Source organism: Streptomyces sp. NPDC023527 (genome assembly GCF_055560115.1).
Genome location: NZ_JBVHJJ010000003.1, coordinates 484,776 through 510,669 on the forward strand (window position 1 = coordinate 484,776; position 25,894 = coordinate 510,669).

General features: G+C 72.6%; 1 protein-coding gene. It reads right to left on the reverse strand.

From position 1 onward, the window contains the following. Window positions 1-84: 84 nt before the first annotated feature. On the reverse strand, window positions 85-25,869 hold the full coding sequence (locus ACZ303_RS09070; RefSeq protein ID WP_467336635.1) for an SDR family NAD(P)-dependent oxidoreductase: 25,785 nt from the start codon (window positions 25,867-25,869) through the stop codon (window positions 85-87). Between the last annotated feature and the right edge of the window lie 25 nt (window positions 25,870-25,894).

The window sequence follows — 25,894 nt, forward strand, 5'->3', positions numbered from 1 at the left end:
GGCCGGGAAGTCTGGGGGTGGGGGGCCGGGAGGCGGTCCGGGCGCGGACGCCTCCCGGCTCTGTGCGGGAAGGGGTTCAGTGCGTCAGTTCAGGCCGAACCCGTCGAGGAGGTCGAAGATCTCGTCGTCGCTCGCAGAATCGATCTTGTCCCTCATCGCTTCCTGTCCGGCCTCCGCCGCCGTGTCCGTTCCGCCGCCTTCGGCCGCGGTGAGCCGGGCCAGGACATCGCCCAGCCGGATCGCGATCCGTTCGCGCGCCGTGGTGCCACTGCCGTCACCGACGGCACTCGCACTGCTGTCGGTTCCAGCGGCCGCCTCGGCCCGCGCGGCGACGGCCGTCAGGGCGGCCTCCAGCCGGTCGATCTCGGCGATCACCGACTGGATGGCGGCCTCCTGGCTGCCCGCGCCGCTGAGCTCGGAGCCCAGGTACTCGACGATGGCGACCGGGGTCGGGTGGTCGAACACCAACGTGGCCGGCAGCCTCAGGCCGGTGGCCGCGTTGAGGCGGTTGCGCAGTTCCAGCGCGGTCAGCGAGTCGAAACCGACCTCCCTGAACGCCCGGTCGGGGTCGACCGCGTCCGGCGACGCGTAGCCGAGCACCGCCGCGACCTGGCCGACGACCAGCTCCAGCAGCAGCGCCGTCCGCTCCGCCTCGGGCGCCGCAAGCACCCGCTCGCGAAACGCCCGCGCCGCCGCCGAGCCCGCCCCCGCACCGGAGCGCGAACCGCGCCGCGCCGGCATCCGGACCAGGCCGCGCAGCACCGGCGGCAGCCCGCCGTCGCGGGCGAGTTCGCGCAGGGCGGCGAGGTCGACGCGGATCGGTACGAGCACCGCCTCGTCCCGCGCCACGGCGGTGTCGAACAGGGCGAGCCCCTCGTCGGAGCCCATGGCCTCGACGCCACCCCGCGAGAGGCGGGAGACGTCCCCGCCGCCGAGGTCGCCGGTCATGCCGCTGCTCTCCTCCCACAGACCCCAGGCCAGAGAGGTCGCCGGCAGGCCCGCCGCGAGCCGCCACTGGGCGAGCGCGTCGAGGAAGGCGTTGGCGGCCGCGTAGTTGGCCTGGCCGGGGTTGCCGAAGACACCGGCGGCCGAGGAGAACAGCACGAAGGACGCGAGACCGAGGTCCTTGGTCGCCTCGTGCAGGTTCCAGGCGGCCTCGGCCTTCGGGCGCAGCACCCGGTCGACCTGCTCGGCGGTCATGGCCGCCACCACACCGTCGTCGAGCACGCCCGCGGCGTGGACGACGGCGGTCAGCGGGTGCTCGGCCGGTACGGACGCGAGCAGCGCGGCCAGTTCGTCCCGGTCGGCCGCGTCGCACGCGGCCACGGTGACGGTCGCGCCGAGCCCGGTCAGCTCGTCGCGCAGCTCGGTGGCGCCGGGTGCGGCGAGGCCGCGGCGGCTGGTCAGCACGAGGTGACGCACCCCGCGCTCGGTGACCAGGTGCCGCACCAGCAGCGCACCGAGCGTGCCGGTGCCGCCGGTGACGAGGACCGTGCCGTCGGGGTGCCACGCGCCGGGTGCGGCGGGGGCTCCGGCGGTACGGGCCAGGCGGGGCACGGAGACCTCGCCCCGCCGGATGACCAGCTGGTCGTCGTCCCCGGCGCCGAGCGCCCCGGCGAACGCCTGGAGCGTCGCGTCGTGCTCGTCGAGGTCCACGAGCGCGAAGCGGTCCGGGTTCTCCGACTGCGCGGATCGCACCAGACCCCACACCGCGGCACCGGCCAGGTCGCCTACGGTCCCGTCGCCCGGGCCCGCCATCGCGCCGCGCGTCACCAGCACCAGCCGGGAGCCGCCGAAGCGGTCGTCGGCGAGCCATGCCCGTACGAGCTCCAGGGCGCCCTGAACGGCTTCGCGGGCGGCGGCCGCCGGGGTGGGGCCGGTGACGGCGTCGAGGCACGTCACGACGGTGTCAGGGACGGTTCCTTCAGCGAGTGCCGGGAGGTCGGCGGCGTGCGCCGTGGCGCGCGCACCGAGGGCGACGCCCAGCTTGAAGGTGTCCTCGCCGAGGATCGCCCAGGTGGTGTCGTCCTTTCCGGGGGCGGGGTTTCCGGGGGTGGGCTTTTCGGGGTCAGGCCGAGGTGTCCACTCCACCCGGAAGAGCGAGTTCTGCCCCTCGTCGCCGCCGTCCGCCGCCGCGAGCTGCTCCGGTGTGACGGGACGTACCGCGAGCGACTCCACCGACGCGACCGGCGCGCCGTCCTCGTCGGCCAGCCACAGGCTCACCGCACCGGAACCGGCCCGTGCCACCCGCACGCGCAGCACGGCCGCGCCGGCCGTGCGGATGGTGACGCCGGACCAGGCGAAGGGGAGCGCGGGGGTGCCGGGCTCGCTCTCGACGAAGTCGCCGAGGCCGATGACGTGCAGCGCCGAGTCCAGCAGCGCCGGGTGCAGCCCGAACGAACCGGCCTGCGTCCGCGTCTCCTCCGAGAGTTCGATCTCCGCGAAGACCTCCGCGTCGCCGCGCCAGGCGGCTCGTACGCCCTGGAACACCGGGCCGTACTCCAGCCCGGCCACGCCGAGCTCGCCGTAGAGCGCGGCCACGTCGACCGCTTCCGCGGCGAGCGGCGGCCAGGAGAACGGGACGGCAGCGGGCTCCTCGGAGCCCTCCTCCGAGAGGGTGCCGACCGCGTGGCGGGTCCACGCCTGGTCCGGCTCGGCGCTCTCCCGGCGCGAGTGGATGGCGACGGGGCGGCGGGCCGCGTCGTCCGGTTCGCCGACGGTCACGCGCAGCTGGACACCGCCGTGCTCGGGCAGGACCAGAGGCGCTTCGAGGGTCAGCTCGTCGACCGTCGCACAACCGGCCTCGCCACCCGCGCGGACGGCCAGGTCCACGAACGCGGTGCCGGGGAGCAGGACCGTACCCATGACGGCGTGGTCGGCGAGCCAGGGGTGGCTCTGGAGCGACACACGGCCCGTGAACAGGAAGCCGTCGGAGTCGGGCAGTTCGACGACCGCGCCCAGCAGCGGGTGGCCCGTCGATCCCTGGCCGACGGCCGCCGCGTCACCGGCGCCCGCCGTGGCCTCCAGCCAGAACGACTCGTGCTGGAAGGGGTAGGTGGGCAGGTCGGCGACGCGGGCGCCGGTGCCGGCGAAGAACGCCGACCAGTCGACGCGCGCCCCGGCGACGTGGAGCCGGCCCAGAGCGGTGACCAGGGCGGCCGGCTCCGGGCGGTCCTTGCGCAGTGCCGGGATGAACGCCATGTCGTCGGTGTTCGCGTCGGTGTCCGCGTCGATGTCCGGCAGGCACTCCTGCGCCATGGCCGACAGGATGCCGTCGGGGCCGAGCTCCAGGAACGTACGGACGCCTTCGGTGTGCAGCGTCTGGATACCGTCCGAGAAGCGGACGGCCTCGCGGACGTGCCGCACCCAGTAGTCGGCGGAGCACAGGTCCTCGGGGTCGGCGACCCCGCCCGTCACATTGGAGACGACCGGAATCGTCGGAGCGTGCAGCGTCATGCTGTCGACGACGGCCCGGAGGCCCGCCAGCATGCCGTCCATGCGGTGGGAGTGGGCGGCGTGCGAGATGTTCAGGCGCTTCTTCGTCTCGAACAGCGCGGCGACCTCAAGGGCGGCCTCCTCGTCACCGGAGATGACGACCGAGGTGGGGCCGTTGACCGCGGCGATGTCGACGCCGTCGAGCAGCACCGCTCGTACGTCGGCCTCGGAGGCGCGGATCGCCACCATGGCACCGCCTTCGGGCAGCGCCTGCATGAGCGCGGCCCGGGCCGCGACCAGCCTGCCCGCGTCCTCCAGCGAGAACACCCCGGCGACGTGGGCCGCCGCCAGCTCGCCGACGGAGTGACCGGCGACGAAGTCGGGCCGGACGCCGAAGGATTCGACGAGGCGGAACAGCGCGACCTCGATGGCGAACAGCGCGGGCTGCGTGTTCTCCGTACGGCCCAGCAGCTCGGCGTCGTCGAGGATCGCCCGGTCCAGGCCGAGCGCCGCGCAGGCGGCGTCGAACGCCTCCGCGAACACCGGGAACGCGGCGTGCAGCTCACGCCCCATGCCGACCCGCTGCGCGCCCTGGCCGGTGAAGAGCGTGGCGAGCTTGCCGCCGAGCACACGGCCGGTGAGCGCCTGGTCGTCCACCACGACGGCGCGGTGGTCGAAGTGCGCACGTGCCGTGGCGAGGGTGAAGCCGACGTCGAGGGGGTTGAGGTCGGCTGCGGCTTCCCGCACCCGCGCGACCTGGGCGTCGAGGGCCTCCGGCGACTTGCCGGAGACGAGCCACGGGACGACGGCCGGCGGAAGCGCGGCAGCACTCTCGACAGCGGGCTCGACCGGGGCCTGCTCGACGATCACGTGGGCGTTCGTACCGCTGAACCCGAAGGACGAGATGCCCGCGCGACGCGGACGCCCAGCCGCCTCCGGCCAGTCCCGGGCCTCGGTGAGGAGCTCGACCGCGCCTTCCGACCAGTCGATGTGCGGGGAAGGCTCGTCGACGTGCAGGGTCTTCGGCAGGACGCCGTGGCGCATGGCCATGACCATCTTGATGATCCCGCCGACACCGGCAGCCGCCTGGCTGTGACCGATGTTCGACTTCAGGGAGCCGAGCCACAGCGGCTCGTCACCGGTGCGCTCCTGCCCATACGTGGCGAGGAGCGCCTGCGCCTCGATCGGGTCACCCAGCGTGGTGCCCGTGCCGTGCGCCTCGACGGCGTCGATGTCGGACGCCCGGAGCCCGGCGCCGGCCAGGGCCTGCCGGATGACGCGCTGCTGGGACGGACCGTTCGGCGCGGTCAGGCCGTTGCTGGCACCGTCCTGGTTGATCGCCGTGCCACGGACCACCGCGAGGACGCGGTGACCCTTGCGGCGGGCGTCGGACAGCCGCTCGACGAGCAGCACGCCCACGCCCTCGGCCCAGCCCGTGCCGTCGGCGGCCGCGCCGAACGCCTTGCAGCGCCCGTCGGCGGAGAGCCCCCGCTGGCGGGAGAACTCCATGAAGGCACCCGGCGTCGACATGACCGTCACACCACCGGCGAGCGCCATGTCGCACTCGCCGCCGCGCAGGGCCTGAACGGCCATGTGCAGGGCGACCAGCGACGACGAGCAGGCGGTGTCGACGGTGACGGCCGGGCCTTCGAGCCCGAAGACGTACGAGAGGCGGCCGGAGACGACACTGCCGGAGGTACCGGTGCCCAGGAAGCCGTCCACGCCCTCGGGCGCGGTGGCCCCGACACCGGAGGCGTAGTCGTGGTACATCGCACCGGCGAAGACGCCCGTACGGCTGCCGCGCAGCGCGGTCGGGTCGATGCCGGCCCGCTCGACGGCCTCCCAGGTCGCTTCGAGGAGCAGTCGCTGCTGCGGGTCCATGGCGAGGGCCTCACGCGGGCTGATCCCGAAGAAGCCGGGGTCGAAGTCGGCGGCCTCGTGGAGGAACCCGCCTTCCCGCGTGTACGAGGTGCCCGGGCGCTCGCCCGTCGGGTCGTAGAGGTTCTCCAGGTCCCAGCCCCGGTCGGTCGGGAAGGCGGAGATGCCGTCACGGCCGTTGACGACCAGGTCCCAGAGGTCCTCGGGCGAGGTCACGCCGCCGGGGTAGCGGCAGGCCATGCCGACGATCGCGATGGGGTCGTCGACCGCCACCACGGTGGAGACGGCGGCGGCGTCCTCCTTCGCGCCGAGGACCGCCTCGCCGAGGTGGTCGGCGAGGGCGGCGGCGGTCGGGTAGTCGAAGACCAGGGTCGCGGGGAGGCGGCGGCCCGTGGCGGTGTTGAGGCGGTTGCGCAGCTCGACGGCGGTCAGGGAGTCGAAGCCGAGCTCCGTGAACGCCCGCTCCGGCTCGATGGCCGCGTTCGAGGCGTGGCCGAGGACGTCGGCGACCTCGGTACGGACCAGGTCGAGGAGCAGGTTCGCGCGCTCGTGTTCCGGGACGGCGAGCAGCCGCCGGCGGAGCGATTCCGCCTGGCGGGAGTCGGCGGTCCGGCGCACCGGCCCGCGTACGAGACCGCGCAGCAGCGGCGGCACCTCGCCACCGCCCCGGGCCATGGCCCGGAGGTCGAGCGGCGCGGGTACGAGCAGTGCCTCGCCCGACGCCACGGCGGCGTCGAAGAGGGCGAGGCCCTGCGCGGGCGCGATGGCGAGGACGCCGGTGTCGCCCATGCGGGAGGCGTGGGCGGTGTCGAGCTCCCCGCCCATGCCGCCGGTGCCCTCGGTGTCGTCCCACAGGCCCCAGGCGAGGGACGTGGCGGGGAGGCCGGCGGCGGCACGCTGCTGGGCGAGGGCGTCCAGGTAGGCGTTGGCGGCCGCGTAGTTGCCCTGACCCGGATTGCCGAAGACACCGGCGGCAGAGGAGAAGAGAACGAAGGCGGACAGGTCCATGTCCTTCGTCAGCTCGTGGAGGTGCCGAGCAGCGTCCGCCTTCGGGGCGGACACGGCGTCGAGGCGCTCCGGAGACAGCGAACCGATCACACCGTCGTCGAGGACACCGGCGGTGTGGACGACGGCGGTGACGGGGTGGGAGGTGAGGAGCTCTGCCAGGGCGTCGCGGTCGGCGACATCACAGGCGGCGACGGTCACGTCGGCACCGAGAGCCGTGAGTTCGTCGCGGAGGTCGGCGGCGCCGGGGGCGTCGAGGCCACGGCGGCTGGTGAGCAGCAGGTGCCGCACCCCGTGCGCGGTGACCAGGTGCCGGGCCACGAGGGCGCCCAGCGCACCCGTGCCACCCGTGATCAGGACGGTGCTGTCGGCGCCCCAGGATGCGGGCCCCTCAGCGGCGACGGCCGCCCGCGCCAGGCGCGGCGCGAAGACGGCTCCGCCACGCACGGCCACCTGCGGCTCGTCGCCGACGACAGCGAGGAGTTCAGGGGTGAGCTCCTGGTCGAGGTCGACGAGGACCAGGCGGTCGGGGTTCTCGGACTGGGCGGAGCGGGCCAGGCCCCAGACGGCGGCCTGAGCCGGATCGACGTCGGCGCCGGCGGTGGTCGCCACCGCGCCCTTGGTCACCAGGACGAGGCGGGAGTCGGCGAACCGCTCATCGGCCAGCCACTCCTGCACCAGGGACAGGACACTATGAACGTCCGAGGCAACGGCGGCGACCAGATCCGGCACGGATGCGGCCTGCCCCAGCGCCGCCAGATCCGCGTGATCCGAACCCAGCACCACCACCGGAGCGTCCGCAGCCGAAGCAGCGACCGGCACCCACTCCACGCGGAACAGCGCGTCCCGGGTCGAGTGGTCGGCCTGCCGCAGCTGGTCGGCGACGATCGGCCGTACGACCAGCGAATCAACCGACGCCACGGCCCTGCCGGCCGTATCGGCCAACTCCAGTGCCACACCACTACCGTCGGGCGTGGCACGCATCTGGACACGCAGGGCGGTGGCTCCACCGGCGTGCAGGGTGACACCCGACCAGGCGAACGGCAGACGCGGGACGGGCCCGTTCGCATCCGTCTCGGTGACGAAGTCGCCGAGCGCGATGGCGTGCAGCGCGGCGTCGAGCAGGGCGGGGTGCGCCCCGAACGTGCCGACGCCGGGGGTGCCCTCGGGCAGTGCCACGTCGGCGTAGACCGCATCACCCTTGCGCCAAGCGGCGGTCACGCCCTGGAAGACGGGACCGTATTCCAGTCCCGCCTCGGCGAGCCCGGCGTAGAACCCGTCGACGTCGATGACCTCGGCGGCGACGGGCGGCCACTCGGCCAGGTCCGCGCCGACGGTGGCCACACCGGCGGTCAGGAAGCCGGACGCGTGCCGCGTCCACGCCTCGTCCTCCGGCGCGCCTTCCGGCCGCGAGTACACGGCCAGAGCACGACGACCGGACTCGTCCAGCTCGCCGATCAGGACGCGGAGCTGTACGCCATCGCGCTCGGCCAGTACGAGCGGCGCTTCCAGCGTCAGCTCGTCGACGGTCGTGCAGCCGACCTCGTCACCCGCGCGGATCGCGAGCTCCACGAACGCGGTACCCGGCAGCAGGACGCTGCCCGCGACGACGTGATCGGCCAGCCACGGGTGCGTACGGAGAGAAAGCCTGCCGGTGAGCAAGTAGCCCTCGGGCAGCGCGACAACGGCACCCAGGATGGGGTGATCGGCCGAGCCCTGGCCGACAGAGGTCACATCACTGCTGGTCGCAGCGGCCTCGAGCCAGTAGGACTGCCGCTGGAAGGGGTAGGTGGGGAGGTGGGTGAGGCGGGCGCCGGTGCGGGCGAAGAACGCCGACCAGTCGACTCGGGCGCCGGTGATGTGAAGGCGGCCGAGGGCGGTGACCAGGGTGGTCGGCTCGGGGCGGTCCTTACGGAGGGTGGGGATGAAGGCGATGTCGTCCGTGTCCGGGAGGCATTCCTGGGCCATGGCGGACAGGACGCCGTCGGGGCCCAGCTCCAGGAAGGTGCGGACGCCTTCGGTGTGGAGGGTCTGGATGCCGTCGGAGAAGCGGACGGCCTCGCGGACGTGGCGGACCCAGTACTCGGGAGAAGTGAGGTCCTGGGCCAGTTCGCCCGTGACGTTGGAGACGACCGGTATCGCAGGGACGCTGTAGGTCAGAGACTCGGCTACGGCTCGGAAGCCCGCCAGCATCCCGCCCATACGGTGGGAGTGGAAAGCGTGCGAGACGTTAAGGCGGCGGGCCTTCTCGAAGTGGGCCGCGACCCGCTCGACCGCAGCCTCGTCACCCGAGATCACCACGGACGACGGACCGTTGATAGCGGCAATGTCGACGCCGTCGATCAGAACGGCTCGTACCTCGGCCTCGGTGGCACGCAGGGAGACCATCGCGCCGCCGGTGGGAAGCGCCTGCATCAGCGAGGCACGGGCAGCGACGAGCTTCCCGGCGTCGGCCAGGGAGAACACACCCGCCACATGCGCAGCGGCTATCTCACCGATGGAGTGACCAGCAACGAAGTCCGGACGCACACCCCACGACTCGGCAAGACGGAACAGCGCCACCTCGACCGCGAACAGCGCAGGCTGCGTGTTCTCCGTACGAGCCAGCGACTCCGCATCGTCCAGCACCGCCACGTCCAGGCCCAGCGCCCCACACGCAGCGTCGAAAGCCTCGGCGAACACCGGGTAAGCGGCGTACAGCTCGCGGCTCATACCGGCCCGCTGCGCCCCCTGCCCCGTGAAGAGCGCGGCGACCTTGCCACCCAGCACCCGGCCCTTGACCACCTGCTCGCCCACCACCACGGCCCGGTGCTCGAACTGCGCACGCGCCGTCGCCAGCGTGAAACCGACATCCACCGGGTTCAGATCGGCAGCGGCCTCAACGGTCTGGGCGACCTGCGCGTCCAGCGCCTCCGGCGACTTCGCCGACACCAGCCAAGGCACCACCGGCAGAACGACATCGTCGGCGACCGGAACGGCCTTGGCCGCCGGTGCCTGCTCGACGATGACGTGGGCGTTCGTGCCGCTGAAGCCGAAGGACGAGATGCCCGCGCGACGCGGACGCCCGGTCTCCGGCCAGTCACGGGCTTCCGAGAGGAGCTCGACAGCGCCCTCGGACCAGTCGATGTGCGGCGACGGCTCGTCGACGTGCAGCGTCTTCGGCAGCACGCCGTGGCGCATCGCCATGACCATCTTGATGATTCCGCCGACACCGGCGGCGGCCTGGCTGTGACCGACGTTGGACTTCAGCGAGCCCAGCCACAGCGGCTCGTCACCGGCCCGCTCCTGCCCGTACGTGGCAAGCAGCGCCTGCGCCTCGATCGGATCACCCAGCGTCGTACCCGTACCGTGCGCCTCGACGGCGTCGACATCGGCCGGCGACAGACCGGCCGTGCCCAGCGCCTGCCGGATCACCCGCTGCTGGGACGGGCCGTTCGGGGCGGTCAGGCCATTGCTGGCGCCGTCCTGGTTGACAGCCGTACCGCGCACGACGCCCAGCACCTGGTGACCGTTCCGACGGGCGTCCGACAGCCGCTCCACGAGCAGCATGCCGACACCCTCGGCCCAACCGGTGCCGTCCGCATCCGCGCCGAAAGCCTTGCAGCGACCATCCGCCGCCAGGCCGCGCTGACGCGAGAAGTCGATGAACGCACCCGGTGTCGACATGACGGTGACACCACCGGCCAGCGCCATCTCGCACTCACCGGCCCGCAGCGCCTGAACCGCCATGTGCAGCGCCACCAGCGACGACGAACACGCCGTATCCACCGTCACCGCCGGGCCTTCGAGCCCGAAGACGTAGGAAAGACGGCCCGACGCGACGCTGCCCGCCGTGCCCGTACCGACAAAGGCGTCGACGCCTTCGGGCTCCGCACCCGTCAGGCCGGTGGCGTAGTCGTGGTACATCACGCCGGCGAAGACACCGGTGCGGCTGCCGCGCAGGGCGGCCGGGTCGATGCCCGCCCGCTCGACGGCCTCCCACGTGGTCTCCAGCAGCAGCCGCTGCTGCGGGTCCATCGCCAGCGCCTCGCGCGGCGAGATGCCGAAGAACGCCGGGTCGAACTCGTCCGCGTCGTGCAGGAAGCCGCCCTCACGGGCGTAGCTCTTGCCCGGCAGACCCGGCTCCGGGTCGTAGAGGTCTTCCAGGTCCCAGCCGCGGTTGTCCGGGAAGGGGGTGACGCCGTCGCGCCCGTTGAGGACGAGGTTCCACAGGTCCTCGGGCGAGGTGACGCCACCGGGGTAGCGGCAGGCCATGCCCACGATCGCGATCGGGTCGTCGGCCGCCACCACGGTGGCGGCAACGGCCGCCGCGTCGTCGTCTCCCGCGCCGAGGATCGTCCCACCGAGGTAATCGGTGATGGCGGCGGCGGTGGGGTAGTCGAAGACGAGGGTCGCGGGCAGCCGGAGGCCGGTGACCGTGTTCAGGCGGTTGCGCAGCTCGACGGCGGTCAGGGAGTCGAAACCGAGCTCCGTGAAGGCACGCTCCGGCTCGACGGCCGCGTTCGACGCGTGGCCGAGGACCCCGGCCACCTCCGTACGGACCAGGTCGAGCAGCAGACCCGCCCGCTCCTCCTCAGGAAGACCGAGGAGCCGCTGACGGAGCGATTCGGCCTGACGGGCGTCGACGGTACGACGCACCGGCGCCCGCACCAGGCCCCGCAGCAACGGCGGCACCTCGCCGCCGCCCCTGGCCATGGCCCGCAGGTCCATCGGTACGGGTACGAGCACGGCCTCGTCCGACGCCACCGCGGCGTCGAAGAGAGCGAGCCCGGCCGCGGGCGTCAGGGCGAGCATGCCGTTGTCGCCCATGCGGGAGGTGTGTGCCGTGTCCAGCGCACCCGCCATGCCGTCGGCGTCTTCCCACAGACCCCAGGCGAGGGACGTGGCGGGCAGGCCGGCGGCGGCGCGCTCCTGGGCGAGGGCGTCCAGGTAGGCGTTGGCGGCCGAGTAGTTGCCCTGGCCGGCGGCACCGAGGGTGGCGGCGACGGAGGAGAAGAGGACGAAGGCCGTCAGCTCCATGCCGGCGGTCAGCTCGTGCAGGTACCGGGCCGCGTCCGCCTTCGGGGCGAAGACGGCGTCCAGGCGCTCCGGCGTCAGCGAACCGATCACACCGTCGTCGAGAACACCGGCGGTGTGGACGACAGCCTTGACCGGGTGAGAAGCGAGGAGCTCCGCCAGCGCGTCGCGGTCGGCGACGTCGCAGGCTGCGACGGTCACGTCGGCGCCGAGGGCCGAGAGTTCCTCGCTCAATTCGACCGCCCCGGGGGCGTCCAGGCCCCGGCGGCTGGTCAGCAGCAGACTCCGCACACCGTGCTCGCCCACCAGATGACGGGCCACAAGTGCGCCCAGCGCACCCGTACCACCCGTGATCAGAACCGTGCCGTCGGCATCCCACTGCGGGCGAGCGTCGGCCGAGACCGAGGCGCGGGCGAGACGCGGCGCGAAGACGGAACCGCCCCGCACAGCCACCTGCGGCTCGTCCCCGACAAGGGCGAGAACGTCGGCAGAGATCTCCTGATCGAGGTCGACGAGGACGAAACGACCGGGGTTCTCCGACTGCGCCGAACGCACCAGACCCCACACAGCCGCCTGCGCCGGATCCACCTCGGAGTCCCCGGCGATGACCACCGCACCCCGCGTGACCAGCACGAGCCGGGAGTCGGCGAACCGCTCATCGGCCAACCACTCCTGCACCAGACCCAGAACACCGCGAACGTCCGAGGCAACAGCAGCGACGAGATCCGGCACGGACGCGACCTGGCCAAGCGCCGCCAGGTCCGCGTCATCCGAACCCAGCACCACCACCGGAGCATCCGAGGCCGATGCCGCGACCGGCACCCACTCCACGCGGAACAGCGAGTCCCGCAGAGCCCGGTCGGCCGCGCGCAGCTGATCGGCAGCGATCGGCCGCACGACGAGCGACTCCACCGACGCCACAGCGGCACCGGCGGCATCGGCCAGCTCCAGCGCGAAGCCCTCCACCCCCGGAACCAACCGCACCCGCAGGCTGGAAGCGCCAGCAGCCGCCAGCGACACCCCACGCCACACGAACGGCAGCTCGGGCAGGTCCGAACCCGTCCCCACGCTCAACGCGTTGACGTGCAGCGCGGCATCGAAGAGCGCCGGATGCAGGCCGTACGAAGCCACGTCCGTGCCGTCCGGCAGCGCCACCTCGGCGAAGACCTCGTCGCCACGACGCCAGGCCGCCGTCACACCCTGGAAGACCGGGCCGTACTCCAGTCCCGCTTCCGCCAGGCCCGCGTAGAGCCCGTCGATCCCGACGACCTCCGCACCGGCCGGCGGCCACACCGACAGATCCGCACCACCGGCAGGGACAGCCACGGTCAGGAGGCCGGACGCGTGCCGCGTCCATGCCTCGTCCTCCGGCGCGGCCTCGGGCCGCGAGTACACGGCCAGGGCGCGACGGCCGGACTCGTCCAGTTCCCCGACCAGCACGCGCAGCTGCACGCCATCGCGCTCGGCCAGAACGAGGGGAACCTCCAACGTCAGCTCGTCGACGGCCGTGCAACCGACCTCGTCACCCGCACGAATCGCCAGATCCACGAACGCCGTACCCGGCAGCACGACACTGCCCGCCACCGCGTGATCGGCCAGCCACGGGTGCGTACGGAGCGACAACCGCCCACTGAAGACAAAACCGTCCGAGTCGGGCAGCGCAACGACAGCCCCGAGCATCGCGTGCCCGGCGGCACCGAGGCCGGCGGACTCGACGTCACCCTGGGTGGGCTGGCCTTCGAGCCAGTAGGACTGGTGCTGGAAGGCGTACGTCGGCAGGTCGACACGTCGGGCACCGGTCCCGGCGAAGAACGCCGACCAGTCGACGCGGGCGCCGGTGATGTGGAGACGGCCGAGGGCAGTGACCAGGGCAGACGCTTCGGGCCGGTCCTTGCGCAGGGCCGGTACGAACGCGACGTCCTCGACGTCCGCCAGGCACTCCTGGGCCATGGCCGACAGGACACCGTCGGGGCCCAGCTCCAGGAAGGTACGGACACCTTCGGCGTGGAGGGTCTGGATGCCGTCGGCGAAACGGACGGCCTCGCGGACGTGGCGGACCCAGTACTCGGGGGAGGTGAGGTCCTCGGCCACGGAACCCGTGACGTTGGAGACCACGGGGATCGCCGGAGCGGCGTACGTCAGCGACTCCACGACCGTACGGAAGTCCGCCAGCATCCCGTCCATGCGCGACGAATGGAACGCGTGCGAGACGTTCAGGCGCCGGGCCTTCTCGAAGTGGGCCGCTACCTGCTCGACAGCCTCCTCATGGCCCGAGATCACCACGGACGACGGGCCGTTGATCGCGGCAATGTCGACACCGTCGACGAGCAGAGCACGAACCTCGGCCTCGGTCGCCCGCAGCGACACCATGGCACCACCGGCAGGCAGCGCCTGCATCAGGCGCGCCCGAGCGGCGACCAGCTTCCCCGCATCCTCCAGCGAGAACACACCCGCCACATGCGCAGCAGCGATCTCACCAATGGAGTGACCGGCAACGAAGTCCGGCCGCACACCCCACGACTCGACGAGACGGAACAGCGCCACCTCAACGGCGAACAGCGCAGGCTGCGTGTTCTCCGTACGGGCCAGCAGCTCCGCATCGTCGAGAACGGCCTGGTCCAGGCCCAGCGCCCCACACGCGGCGTCAAACGCCTCGGCGAACACCGGATACGCCGCGTACAGCTCGCGCCCCATCCCCGCACGCTGCGCCCCCTGCCCCGTGAAGAGAGCAGCGACCTTGCCGCCCAGCACCCGGCCCTTGGCCGCCTGCTCGCCCACCACAACAGCCCGGTGCTCGAACTGCGCACGCGCCGTCGCCAGCGTGAAACCGACATCCACCGGATTCAGATCGGCAGCAGCCTCAACGATCTGAACGACCTGCGCGTCCAGCGCCTCCGCCGTCTTCCCCGACACCACCCACGGAACCACGGGCAGCGCGACAGGCTCACCAACGGCGACCTCGACCGCCGCCGGTGCCTGCTCGACGATGACATGGGCGTTCGTACCGCTGAAGCCGAAGGACGAGATGCCCGCCCGACGCGGACGCCCGGCCGTCTCCGGCCAGTCACGAGCCTCGGCGAGGAGCTCAACGGCCCCTTCGGTCCAGTCGATGTGCGGCGACGGCTCGTCGACGTGCAGCGTCTTCGGCAGGACGCCGTGGCGCATCGCCATGACCATCTTGATGATCCCGCCGACACCGGCAGCGGCCTGCGCGTGCCCGATGTTCGACTTCAGCGAGCCGAGCCACAGCGGCTCGCCGTCCTCGCCGCGCTCCCGCCCGTACGTGGCAAGCAGCGCCTGCGCCTCGATCGGGTCACCCAGAACCGTGCCCGTACCGTGCCCCTCGACCGTGTCGACGTCCGCAGCGGTCAGACCCGCCGACGCCAGCGCCTGCCGGATCACCCGCTGCTGCGACGGACCATTCGGGGCGGTCAGACCATTCGACGCACCGTCCTGGTTGATCGCCGAGCCCCGGACCACGCCCAGCACCTGGTGGCCCTTGCGTCGGGCGTCCGACAGCCGCTCCACGAGCAGCATGCCGACACCCTCGGCCCACCCCGTACCGTCCGCGTCCGCACCGAACGCCTTGCAACGACCGTCCACCGACAGCCCCCGCTGCCGCGAGAAGTCGACGAACGCGGCCGGTGTCGACATCACCGTCACGCCGCCCGCGAGCGCCATGTCGCACTCGCCGGCCCGCAGGGCCTGGACGGCCATGTGCAGGGCGACCAGCGACGACGAGCACGCGGTGTCGACCGTGACCGCCGGGCCTTCGAGCCCGAACAGGTACGACACCCGGCCGGACGCGATGCTGCCCGCCGTGCCCGTACCGATGAAACCGTCGATGCCCTCGGGCAGTCCGCCGGTGATGTTGGTGGCGTAGTCGTGGTACATCACGCCCGCGAAGACACCGGTACGGCTGCCGCGCAGCGCGCCCGGGTCGATGCCCGCCCGCTCGATCGTCTCCCACGTGGTCTCCAGCAGCAGCCGCTGCTGCGGGTCCATCGCCATCGCCTCGCGCGGCGAGATCCCGAAGAACGCCGGGTCGAACTCGCCCGCGTCGTGCAGGAAGCCGCCCTCACGCGTGTACGAGGAACCGGCGCGCTCGCCCGTCGGGTCGTAGAGGTGCTCCAGGTCCCAACCACGGTTGACGGGGAACTCGGAGACGCCGTCCCGCCCGTTGACGACCAGGTCCCACAGGTCCTCGGGCGAGGTGACGCCACCGGGGTAGCGGCAGGCCATGCCCACGATCGCGATGGGGTCGTCGGTGGCGACCACGGTCGCCGTGGCGGCCGGCGCACCGTCGCCCTCGGCGCCGATGACCGTCTCGCCGAGGTATCCGGCGATGGCGGCGGCGGTGGGGTAGTCGAAGACGAGGGTCGCGGGCAGGCGCAGGCCCGTCGCCGTGTTCAGGCGGTTGCGCAGCTCGACGGCGGTCAGGGAGTCGAAGCCGAGCTCGGTGAACGCGCGCTCCGGCTCGATCGCCGCACCCGACGCGTGGCCGAGGACGTCCGCGACCTCGTCGCGCACCAGGCCCAGCAGCATGGCCGGGCGGTCGTCGGCCGCGAGGCCGAGGAGCCGGCGGCGCAGGGAGTCCGCCTGGCGGGCGTCGACGGTACGGCGTACCGGCACCCGCACCAGGCCGCGCAGCAGCGACGGCAGGTCGGCCGACGAGGCGCTCGCCCTCAGGGTCGCGAGGTCCAGCGGAGCCGGTACGAGCACGGGCTCGCCCGACGCCACGCCGACGTCGAGGAGGGCCAGGCCCTCCTGGGCGCCGAGGGCGCGGACGCCGTCCTTGGTCATGCGGGAGGTGTGGGTGGTGTCCAGGACACCGCCCATGCCGCTCGCTTCCGCCCAGAGGCCCCAGGCCAGCGAGGTGGCAGGCAGGCCCGCCATGGCCCGCTGCTGGGCGAGGGCGTCGAGGAAGGCGTTGGCGGCGGCGTAGTTGGCCTGACCGGTGTTGCCGTAGACGCCTGCGACGGAGGAGAAGAGGACGAAGGCCGTCAGCTCCATGCCGGCGGTCAGCTCGTGCAGGTACCGGGCCGCGTCCGCCTTCGGGGCGAAGACGGCGTCCAGGCGCTCCGGCGTCAGCGAACCGATCACACCGTCGTCGAGAACACCGGCGGTGTGGACGACAGCCTTGACCGGGTGAGAAGCGAGGAGCTCCGCCAGGGCAGCGCGGTCGGCGACATCGCAGGCAGCGACGGTCACGTCGGCGCCGAGGGCCGAGAGTTCCTCGCTCAATTCGACCGCCCCGGGGGCGTCCAGGCCCCGGCGGCTGGTCAGCAGCAGACTCCGCACACCGTGCTCGCCCACCAGATGACGGGCCACGAGCGCACCCAGCGCACCCGTACCACCCGTGATCAGAACCGTGCCGTCGGCATCCCACTGCGGGCGAGCGTCGGCCGAGACCGAGGCGCGGGCGAGACGCGGCGCGAACACCGCTCCCCCACGCACAGCCACCTGCGGCTCATCCCCGACAAGCGCGAGAACGTCGGCACAGATCTCCTGATCGAGGTCGACGAGAACGAAGCGGTCAGGGTTCTCCGACTGCGCCGAACGCACCAGACCCCACACAGCGGCCTGCGCCGGATCCACCTCGGAGTCCCCGGCGATGACCACCGCACCCCGCGTGACCAGCACGAGCCGGGAGTCGGCGAACCGCTCCTCGGCCAACCACTCCTGCACCAGACCCAGAACACCGCGAACGTCCGAGGCAACAGCAGCGACGAGGTCCGGCACGGACGCGACCTGGCCAAGCGCCGCCAGATCCGCGTAATCCGAACCCAACACCGTCACCGAGGCGTCTGCGGCATGGGCCTGAACCGGCACCCACTCCACCCGGAACAGCGAGTCCCGCATGCCCCGGTCAGCCGCGCGCAGCTGATCCGTACCAACGGCCCGCACCACCAGCGAGCCGATCGAGGCCACCGCCGCGCCTGCGGCGTCGGCCATCTCCAGCGTCACACCGCCGCCACCGGCCGTGCCGCGCATCCACACCCGGAGCGCGGAGGCACCACTGGCGTGCAGCGTCACGTCCGACCAGGCGAACGGGAGCTGCGGGCCGTCCTGGCCCGCGACGAAGCCGCCCAGCACGATGGAGTGCAGCGCGGCGTCGAGCAGCGCCGGGTGCACCCCGAACGTCTCGACGTCGGCACCCTCCGGCAGCGCCACCTCGGCGAAGACCTCGTCGCCCTTGCGCCACACGCCCGTTACGCCCCGGAAGGCCGGGCCGTACTGCAAGCCACCGTCGGCCAGGTCGGCGTAGAAGCCCTCGATGTCCACCGGCGCCGCACCGGCCGGCGGCCACTCGGCGAGGTCCGCACCACCGGCAGCGGCGGCCACGGACAGGAAGCCGGACGCGTGCCGCGTCCACAGCTCGTCGTCCTCGGGACGCGAGTGAATGGCCAGGGCACGCCGCCCCTCGCCGTCGGACTCACCGACGGTGACCCGCAGCTGGACTCCGCCGTGCCCGGCGAGCACCAACGGCGCTTCGAGCGTCAGCTCGTCGACAGCGGCGCAGCCGACCTCGTCGCCCGCACGGATCGCGAGCTCGACGAACGCGGTACCCGGCAGCAGGACGCTGCCCGCCACCACGTGATCCGCCAGCCACGGGTGCGTACGGAGCGACAGCCGCCCGGTGAAGAGGAACCCGTCCGAATCCGGCAGCGCCACCGCCGCACCGAGCAGCGGGTGACCGGTCACGCCGAGCCCGGCGGCCGTGACGTCACCGGGTACGGAAGCGGAGGTGCTCAGCCAGAAGTGCTCGTGCTGGAAGGCGTACGTCGGGAGGTCGGCGAGGCGGGCGCCGGTGCCGGAGAAGAACGCCTGCCAGTCGACTCGGGCGCCGGTGATGTGAAGGCGGCCGAGGGCGGTGACGAGGGTTTCCGCTTCGGAACGGTCCTTGCGGAGGGCCGGGATGAAGGCGACGTCCTCGACGTCCGCCAGGCACTCCTGGGCCATGGCCGACAGAACACCGTCGGGGCCCAGCTCCAGGAAGGTACGGACACCTTCGGCGTGGAGAATCTGGATGCCGTCGGCGAAACGGACGGCCTCGCGGACGTGGCGGACCCAGTACTCGGCAGAGGTGAGGTCCTCGGCCACGGAACCCGTGACGTTGGAGACCACAGGAATCGCCGGGACGGCGTACGTCAGCGACTCCGCGACCGTACGGAAGTCCGCCAGCATCCCGTCCATGCGCGACGAATGGAACGCGTGCGAAACGTTCAGGCGACGAGCCTTCTCAAAGCGCCCGGCGACCTGCTCGACAGTCTCCTCATCACCCGAAATCACGACGGACGACGGCCCGTTGATGGCGGCGATGTCGACACCGTCGACGAGCACCGCCCGGACCTCGTCCTCGGTGGCACGCAGCGACACCATCGCACCACCGGCGGGCAGCGCCTGCATCAGCCCGGCACGAGCCGCCACGAGCTTCGCGGCGTCCTCCAGCGAGAACACCCCGGCAACGTGCGCAGCGGCTATCTCACCGATGGAGTGACCAGCGACGTAGTCAGGCCGCACACCCCACGACTCGACGAGACGGAACAGCGCCACCTCAACGGCGAACAGCGCAGGCTGCGTGTTCTCCGTACGAGCCAACAGCTCGGCGTCATCGAGAACAGCGGCATCCAGGCCCAACGCCGCGCACGCAGCGTCGAAAGCCTCGGCGAACACCGGGTGCGCCGCGTAGAGCTCACGACCCATTCCCGGCCGCTGGGCACCCTGTCCGGTGAAGAGAGCAGCGACCTTGCCGCCCAGCACCCGGCCCGAGACGACCTGCTCGCCCACCACCACAGCCCGGTGCTCGAACTGCGCACGCGCCGTCGCCAGCGTGAAACCGACATCCACCGGATTCAGATCGGCAGCGGCGCCGACCGTCTGGGCGACCTGCGCATCCAGCGCCTCCGCCGTCTTCCCCGACACCACCCACGGCACAACCGGCAACACCCGCTCGACGGCGACCTCGGCGGTCTCCTCCGCCGGAGCCTGCTCCACGATCACGTGCGCGTTCGTACCGCTGAACCCGAACGACGACACACCCGCACGCCGAGGCCGCTCGCTCTCCGGCCACTCCCGGGCATCCGTCAGCAGCTCGACCGCGCCCTCGGACCAGTCGATGTGCGGCGACGGCTCATCGGCGTGCAGGGTCTTCGGCAGCACGCCGGCCCGCATCGCCATGACCATCTTGATCACGCCACCGACACCGGCAGCCGCCTGGCTGTGCCCGATGTTGGACTTCAGCGACCCGAGCCACAGCGGCTCGCCACCCTCGCCCCGCTCCTGCCCGTACGTGGCAAGCAGCGCCTGCGCCTCGATCGGGTCACCCAGAACCGTGCCCGTGCCATGCGCCTCGACCGTGTCGACCTCCGCAGCGGTCAGACCCGCCGACGCCAGCGCCTGCCGGATCACCCGCTGCTGGGAGGGACCATTCGGCGCCGTCAAACCATTGGACGCACCGTCCTGGTTGATCGCCGAGCCCCGGACGACACCAAGCACCCGGTGACCATTCCGACGAGCATCCGACAGCCGCTCCACCAGCAGCATGCCGACACCCTCGGCCCAACCGGTGCCATCCGCCTCAGCACCGAACGCCTTGCAGCGACCATCCGCCGCCAACCCCCGCTGACGCGAGAAGTCGATGAACGCACCCGGCGTCGACATCACCGTCACACCACCGGCCAACGCCATGTCGCACTCGCCCTGTCGCAGCGCCTGCACCGCGAGGTGCAGCGCGACCAGCGACGACGAGCACGCCGTGTCCACCGTCACCGCCGGACCCTCGAGGCCCAGCGCGTACGAGACGCGCCCCGAGACGACGGCGGAGGACGTGCCGGTGCCCAGGAACGCCTCGACGTCCTCGGGGATCACGGCGGTCTGTGTGCCGTAGTCGTGGTAGCCGACGCCGGCGTACACACCGGTGCGGCTGCCGCGCAGGGCCGTCGGGTCGATGCCGGCGCGCTCGATGGTCTCCCAGGTCGTCTCCAGCAGCAGCCGCTGCTGCGGGTCCATCGCCAGCGCCTCGCGCGGGCTGATGCCGAAGAAGCCGGGGTCGAAGTCGCCGGCCTGGTGCAGGAAGCCGCCCTCGCGGGCGTAGATCTTGCCCGGGACGCCCGGCTCGGGGTCGTAGAGGCCCTCGACGTCCCAGCCACGGTCGGTGGGGAAGCCGGTCACGCCGTCGCGGCCGTTGAGGACGAGGTCCCAGAGGCTCTCGGGGGAGGTGACACCGCCGGGGTAGCGGCAGGCCATGCCCACGATGGCGATCGGGTCGTCGTCGAGGGCGGCACGCGCGGCGACCGCCGGCAGGGCGGCCTGTGCGGCGAGGCCACCGGCCAGTTCCTCACCGACGAACTCCGTCAGGAGGCGGGGCGTCGGGTAGTCGAAGACGAGGGTCGCGGGCAGGCGCAGGCCGGTCGCCGTGTTGAGGCGGTTGCGGAGCTCGACGGCGGTGAGGGAGTCGAAGCCGATCTCCTTGAACGAGCGCTCGGAGTCGACCGTCTCCGGCCCGGCGTATCCGAGGACCGCCGCGACGTTCGTACGGATCAGTTCGAGGAGTACGCCCTCGCGCTCGGACTCGCGCAGGGCGGCCAGCCGCTGCGTCAGGGCGTCGGCGACCGCCGTACCGGCCGAGGCGACGCGGCGGCGCGGTACGCGCACCAGGCCGCGCAGCAGCGGCGGGACCTCGTCGGCGATCGGGGCGAGCACCGACGGGTCGAAGTGCATCGGGAGCGTGTGGGCGTCCTCGGCGTCGTGCGCGGCGTCGAAGAGGGCCATGCCGTCCTCGGCGCCCAGCAGGGTGACGCCGTCGCGCTCCATGCGCTTGATGTCGACGTCGCTCAGCGTGCCGGTCATGCCGTCGGCGGCGGCCCAGGCGCCCCAGGCCATCGAGACGCCGGGGAGCCCGGCGACGCGCCGGTTCAGGGCCAGGGCGTCGAGGTAGGCGTTGGCGGCGGCGTAGTTGCCCTGGCCGGGGCTGCCGTACGTGCCGGAGGCGGACGAGAAGAGGACGAAGGCCGTCAGGTCCAGGCCGGCGGTCAGCTCGTGCAGGCTCCGCGCGGCGTCGGCCTTGGGGCGGAAGACGGCGTCGATACGGGCCGGGGTGAGCGCGTCGATGGTGCCGTCGTCGATGACTCCGGCGGTGTGGACGACGCCGGTGAGGGGGTGCTCGGCGGGCACGGACGCGAGCAGTGCGGCCAGCGCGTCACGGTCGGCGATGTCGCAGGCGGCGACGGTCGCCTCGGCGCCGAGAGCCGCCAGCTCCTCGCGCAGCTCGGCGGCGCCGGGGGCGTCGGGGCCACGACGGCTGGTGAGCAGCAGGTGGCGGACGCCGTGCGTGGTCACGAGGTGCCGGGCCACGAGCGTGCCCAGCGCACCCGTACCACCGGTGATCAGGACCGTACCGTCGGCGTCCCAGTGGTTGGTGGGCTCGGTCTCCGGAGCGGTCGCGCGGGCGATGCGGGGGACGTACACGGCGTCGCCGCGTACCGCCAGCTGCGGCTCGTCGGACGCGAGCGCGGCGGCCGGGACGACGACGGCGGCGGTGTCGGCGGCCGCGTCGACGTCGACGATCACGACGCGGTCGGGGTTCTCCGTCTGCGCGGAGCGGATGAGGCCCCAGACGGCGGCGTGGCCCAGGTCCGCCACGGGCTCGGCCGCGTCGACGGAAACGCCGCCGCGCGTCACGATCACCAGACGGGAGGAAGCGAAGGCGGCGTCGGCCAGCCAGTCCTGTACGAGGCCGAGGGCCCAGTGGGCCGCCGCGTGGGCGTCGTCGGCACCGGACGGGCAGGCGGCGAGCACGACGGCCGGGACGGTGCCGCCCGGCTTCTGCCGGTCCGCGAGGCCCGACAGGTCGGCGAACACGCCGGTCGCGGGCTCTCCCGCGCCGTCGATCGCGTACGAAGTGTCGTCGCCGAGCACCGCCCACGTGAGATCACCGGACGCGGCTGCCACGAGCGGCTGCCACTCCAGCCGGAACAGCGAATCGACGTAGTGGGTGGCGGAGTCGAGGTCGGCGGCGGTGAGCGTGCGCAGGGCGAGCGAGTCGATGGAGACCACCGGGGCTCCCGCCCCGTCAGCGACCGCCACGGAGACGCCGCCGTCCGCACGGGACGGGCTGACCCGCACGCGCAGTCGCGCCGCGCCCGAGGCGTGCAGCGTCACACCACGCAGCGCGTGCGCCACGGCCGGGCCACCGGTGGGCGCGGCGCCGGCCAGCGCGACCGCCTGGAACGCGGCGTCCAGGACCGCCGGGTGGATCCCGTACGCACCGGCGTCCGTCCCCAGCTCCTCGGCCAGGGCGACGTCGGCGAAGACGTCGTCGCCACGGCGCCACACGCCCGTCAGCCCCCGGAAGACCGGCCCGTACTCCAGGCCCTCGACGGCCAGCCGCTCGTACACACCCGCGACGTCGACCGGCTCGGCCCCGGCCGGCGGCCAGGACTCCGGCCCGGCGGCCGGGAAGGACGGCTGGGCAGCGGCAGCCAGCACACCTGTGGCGTGCAGGGTCCACTGCTGGTCGTCGGTCTCGTCCTCGGGGCGCGAGTAGACGCTCAGGCGGCGACGGCCGTCCGCGTCAGGCGCCTCGACGGTCAACTGGACGTGGACGCCGCCGCGCTCGGGCAGGACGAGCGGGGCCTCCATCGTCAGCTCGTCGAGCACGTCGCAACCGACCTGGTCACCGGCGCGGACGGCCAGCTCCACGAAGGCCGACTCGGCGACGGCCACCGCGCCGAGGACCGTACGGTCCGCGAGCCACGGGTGCGAGAGCAGCGAGAGCCGCCCCGTGAACAGGAACTCCCCCGAACCCGCCAGCATCACCGAAGCACCCAGCAACGGGTGATTGGCCGAGCCGAGCCCCAGCCCGGAGACACCCTTGCCGTAGACCGAACCCTGCGGCCAGTAGCGCTGGTGCTGGAAGGGGTAGGTGGGCAGCTCGGCGAGGCGGGCGCCGGTGCGGGCGAAGAACGCCTGCCAGTCGACTCGGGCGCCGGTGATGTGGAGCCGGCCGAGGGCGGTGACCAGGGTCTCCGCTTCGGGGCGGTCCTTGCGGAGGGCTGGTACGAAGGCGACGTCCTCGGCGTCGGCGAGGCACTCCTGCGCCATGGCCGACAGGACGCCGTCGGGGCCCAGCTCCAGGAACGTACGGACACCCTGGCCGTGCAGCGTCCGGATGCCGTCGGCGAAGCGGACGGCCTCGCGGACGTGGTGGACCCAGTACTCGGGAGAAGTGAGATCGGTGGCCACTGCACCCGTGACGTTGGAGACCACGGGGATCGCCGGAGCGGCGTACGTCAGCGACTCGGCGACCGTACGGAAGTCCGCCAGCATGCCGTCCATGCGGTGGGAGTGGAAGGCATGCGAAACGTTCAGGCGGCGAGACTTCTCGAAGTGCGCCGCCACCTGCTCGACCGCAGCTTCATCGCCCGAAATCACCACGGACGACGGGCCGTTGATCGCCGCAATGTCGACACCGTCGACGAGCAGAGCACGAACCTCGGCCTCAGTGGCACGCAGCGACACCATGGCGCCACCGGCAGAGAGCGCCTGCATCAGGCGCGCCCGCGCGGCGACCAGCTTCCCCGCGTCCTCCAGGGAGAACACCCCGGCGACGTGCGCCGCAGCTATCTCACCAATGGAGTGACCGGCGACAAAGTCCGGACGCACACCCCACGACTCGACCAACCGGAACAGCGCCACCTCGACAGCGAACAGCGCAGGCTGCGTGTTCTCCGTACGAGCCAACAACCCGGCGTCATCGAGAACCCTGACATCCAGACCCAGCGCAGCACACGCAGCGTCGAAAGCCTCCGCGAACACCGGATAGGCCGCGTACAGCTCACGCCCCATCCCGGCCCGCTGCGCACCCTGCCCCGTGAACAGCGCGGCCAGCTTCCCCTCGGTCACCTGGCCCGAGACGACCTGCTCGCCCACCACCACAGCCCGGTGCTCGAACTGCGTCCGCGCCGTCGCCAGGGTGAAACCGACATCGCGGGGGTCGAGGCCGGCACCGGCCTCCCGCACCTGGGCGACCTGGGCGCTCAGCGCCTCCGCCGTCTTCCCGGAGACCACCCACGGCACCACCGGCAGAACAACGTCACCAGCGGCCTCAGCGGTCTCCTCCGCCGGAGCCTGCTCCACGATCACGTGCGCGTTCGTACCGCTGAACCCGAACGACGACACACCCGCACGCCGAGGACGCCCCTCGGCCACCGCCCACTCGCGGGCCTCGGTCAGCAGCTCGACCGCGCCCGCCGACCAGTCCACCTGGTCCGTGGGCGCGTCGACGTGCAGGGTCTTCGGCAGGACGCCGTTGCGCATCGCCATGACCATCTTGATCACGCCACCGACACCGGCGGCGGCCTGCGCGTGCCCGATGTTCGACTTCAACGAGCCGAGCCACAGCGGGCGGCCGGCGGGGCGGTTCTGCCCGTACGTGGCGAGCAGCGCCTGGGCCTCGATCGGGTCGCCGAGGACGGTGGCGGTGCCGTGCGCCTCGACGGCGTCGATCTCGACGGCGGACAGCCCGGCGTCGGCGAGGGCCTGGCGGATCACGCGCCGCTGCGAGGGGCCGTTGGGGGCGGTGAGGCCGTTGCTGGCACCGTCCTGGTTGATCGCGGAACCCCGGACCACGGCCAGCACGGGGTGACCGTTGCGGCGGGCGTCGGACAGGCGCTCCACCAGCAGCATGCCGACGCCCTCGCCCCAGCCCGTACCGTCCGCCCCGGCCGCGAACGACCGGCAGCGTCCGTCCGGCGCGAGACCGCCCTGCCGCGAGAAGTCGACGAACGAACCCGGCGTGGCCATCACCGTGGCGCCACCGGCCAGCGCGAGGTCGCACTCCCCGGACCGCAGCGTCTGGATCGCGAGGTGGAGGCCCACCAGGGACGACGAGCAGGCGGTGTCGATGGTGACGGCGGGGCCTTCGAGGCCGAGGACGTACGAGATGCGGCCGGAGGCGACGCTGCTGGAGGTACCGGTGCCGAAGTAGCCGTCGATGCCCTCGGGTTCGGTGTTCTCCAGGACGGTGGCGTAGTCGTGGTAGGCGATGCCCGCGAAGACGCCGGTGCGGCTGCCGCGCAGCGACTCGATGTCGATGCCGGCGCGCTCGACGGCCTCCCAGGACGTCTCCAGCAGCAGACGCTGCTGCGGGTCCATCGCCAGCGCCTCACGGCGGTTGATGCCGAAGAAGTCGGGGTCGAAGTCCGCGGCCTCGTGCAGGAATCCGCCGTGGCGGGTGGAGGACGTGCTGGGCTTGGTGCCGGTGGGGTCGTACAGCGACTCGACGTCCCAGCCGCGGTCCTCAGGGAACGGCGAGATGCCGTCGGCGCCCTCGGCGACCAGCTTCCACAGCTCGTCCGGGGAGCCGACGCCGCCGGGGAAGCGGCAGGCCATGCCGACGATGGCGATGGGCTCGGACTGCGCGGCGGCCTGCGCTGACTGCGCCGCCTCGACGTCCTTCAGCCGCTGGCGCGTCTGGTGCAGGTCGGAGGTGACGCGCTTGAGGTAGTCGAGAAGCTTCTGTTGGTCGTTCATCGACTCAGCCTTCGAGGGGTCGCGG